The organism is Priestia sp. 179-F W1.4 NHS (assembly GCF_045369295.1).
Taxonomy (GTDB): domain Bacteria; phylum Bacillota; class Bacilli; order Bacillales; family Bacillaceae_H; genus Priestia; species Priestia zanthoxyli.
Genome location: NZ_JBIQFF010000046.1, coordinates 1 through 3,048, shown reverse-complemented (window position 1 = coordinate 3,048; position 3,048 = coordinate 1). Strand labels below are relative to the sequence as shown.

The 3,048-nt window shown below is 51.6% G+C and carries 1 rRNA gene; it reads right to left on the bottom strand.

The window, feature by feature from the left end:
• Positions 1–5: 5 nt before the first annotated feature.
• Positions 6–2,941 (bottom strand): 23S ribosomal RNA (locus tag ACH0CI_RS28055).
• Between the last annotated feature and the right edge of the window lie 107 nt (positions 2,942–3,048).

The window sequence follows — 3,048 nt, the reverse complement described above, 5'->3', positions numbered from 1 at the left end:
AAAGTTTGGTTAAGTCCTCGATCGATTAGTATCAGTCAGCTACACATGTCGCCACGCTTCCACCTCTGACCTATCAACCTGATCATCTTTCAGGGATCTTACTAGCTTGCGCTATGGGAAATCTCATCTTGAGGGGGGCTTCATGCTTAGATGCTTTCAGCACTTATCCCGTCCACACATAGCTACCCAGCGATGCCTTTGGCAAGACAACTGGTACACCAGCGGTGTGTCCATCCCGGTCCTCTCGTACTAAGGACAGCTCCTCTCAAATTTCCTACGCCCACGACGGATAGGGACCGAACTGTCTCACGACGTTCTGAACCCAGCTCGCGTACCGCTTTAATGGGCGAACAGCCCAACCCTTGGGACCGACTACAGCCCCAGGATGCGATGAGCCGACATCGAGGTGCCAAACCTCCCCGTCGATGTGGACTCTTGGGGGAGATAAGCCTGTTATCCCCGGGGTAGCTTTTATCCGTTGAGCGATGGCCCTTCCATGCGGAACCACCGGATCACTAAGCCCGACTTTCGTCCCTGCTCGACTTGTAGGTCTCGCAGTCAAGCTCCCTTGTGCCTTTACACTCTACGAATGATTTCCAACCATTCTGAGGGAACCTTTGGGCGCCTCCGTTACATTTTAGGAGGCGACCGCCCCAGTCAAACTGCCCACCTGACACTGTCTCCCGGCCCGATCAGGGCCGCGGGTTAGAATTTCAATACAGCCAGGGTAGTATCCCACCGACGCCTCCACCGAAGCTAGCGCTCCGGCTTCTCAGGCTCCTACCTATCCTGTACAAGCTGTACCAAAATTCAATATCAGGCTACAGTAAAGCTCCACGGGGTCTTTCCGTCCTGTCGCGGGTAACCTGCATCTTCACAGGTACTATAATTTCACCGAGTCTCTCGTTGAGACAGTGCCCAGATCGTTACGCCTTTCGTGCGGGTCGGAACTTACCCGACAAGGAATTTCGCTACCTTAGGACCGTTATAGTTACGGCCGCCGTTTACTGGGGCTTCGATTCAGAGCTTCTCCCAAAGGATAACCCCTCCTCTTAACCTTCCAGCACCGGGCAGGCGTCAGCCCCTATACTTCGCCTTGCGGCTTCGCAGAGACCTGTGTTTTTGCTAAACAGTCGCCTGGGCCTATTCACTGCGGCTCTCTCGGGCTATACACCCTACCAGAGCACCCCTTCTCCCGAAGTTACGGGGTCATTTTGCCGAGTTCCTTAACGAGAGTTCTCTCGATCACCTTAGGATTCTCTCCTCGCCTACCTGTGTCGGTTTGCGGTACGGGCACCTCCCGCCTCGCTAGAGGCTTTTCTTGGCAGTGTGGAATCAGGAACTTCGGTACTATAATTCCCTCGTCATCACAGCTCAGCCTTTATGATGAGCGGATTTGCCTACTCATCAGCCTAACTGCTTGAACGCGCATATCCAGCAGCGCGCTTACCCTATCCTACTGCGTCCCCCCATTACTCAAACGGCGGGGAGGTGGTACAGGAATATCAACCTGTTGGCCATCGCCTACGCTTTTCAGCCTCGGCTTAGGTCCCGACTAACCCTGAGCGGACGAGCCTTCCTCAGGAAACCTTAGGCATTCGGTGGACAAGATTCTCACTTGTCTTTCGCTACTCATACCGGCATTCTCACTTCTAAGCGCTCCACCAGTCCTTACGGTCTGACTTCGCTGCACTTAGAACGCTCTCCTACCACTGACATCAAAGATGTCAATCCACAGCTTCGGTGATACGTTTAGCCCCGGTACATTTTCGGCGCAGAGTCACTCGACCAGTGAGCTATTACGCACTCTTTAAATGGTGGCTGCTTCTAAGCCAACATCCTGGTTGTCTAAGCAACTCCACATCCTTTTCCACTTAACGTATACTTGGGGACCTTAGCTGGTGGTCTGGGCTGTTTCCCTTTTGACTACGGATCTTATCACTCGCAGTCTGACTCCCATGGATAAGTCTTTGGCATTCGGAGTTTGACTGAATTCGGTAACCCGTTGGGGGCCCCTAGTCCAATCAGTGCTCTACCTCCAAGACTCTCACAACATGAGGCTAGCCCTAAAGCTATTTCGGAGAGAACCAGCTATCTCCAGGTTCGATTGGAATTTCTCCGCTACCCACACCTCATCCCCGCACTTTTCAACGTGCGTGGGTTCGGGCCTCCATTCAGTGTTACCTGAACTTCACCCTGGACATGGGTAGATCACCTGGTTTCGGGTCTACAACCACATACTAAACGCCCTATTCAGACTCGCTTTCGCTACGGCTCCGCCTTATCAGCTTAACCTTGCATGGGATCGTAACTCGCCGGTTCATTCTACAAAAGGCACGCCATCACCCGTTAACGGGCTCTGACTACTTGTAGGCACACGGTTTCAGGATCTCTTTCACTCCCCTTCCGGGGTGCTTTTCACCTTTCCCTCACGGTACTGGTTCACTATCGGTCACTAGGTAGTATTTAGCCTTGGGAGATGGTCCTCCCAGCTTCCGACGGAATTTCACGTGTTCCGCCGTACTCAGGATCCACTCAAGAGGGAACGAAGTTTCAACTACAGGGTTGTTACCTTCTTCGACGGACCTTTCCAGGTCGCTTCATTTACTTCGTTCCTTTGTAACTCCGTATAGAGTGTCCTACAACCCCAAGAGGCAAGCCTCTTGGTTTGGGCTAATTCCGTTTCGCTCGCCGCTACTCAGGAAATCGCATTTGCTTTCTCTTCCTCCGGGTACTTAGATGTTTCAGTTCCCCGGGTCTGCCTTCAATATCCTATGTATTCAGATAAAGATACTGTTCCATTACGAACAGTGGGTTTCCCCATTCGGAAATCTCCGGATCAAAGCTCACTTACAGCTCCCCGAAGCATATCGGTGTTAGTCCCGTCCTTCATCGGCTCCTAGTGCCAAGGCATTCACCGTGCGCCCTTTCTAACTTAACCATTAGCGAATAAATGGTACAACATAAAGTTGTGTTATTTATTGGTTTGATTAAAGAAAAGTTTCACTTTTCCTCAGCAATTACTGTTATCTAGTTTTCAAAGAACAA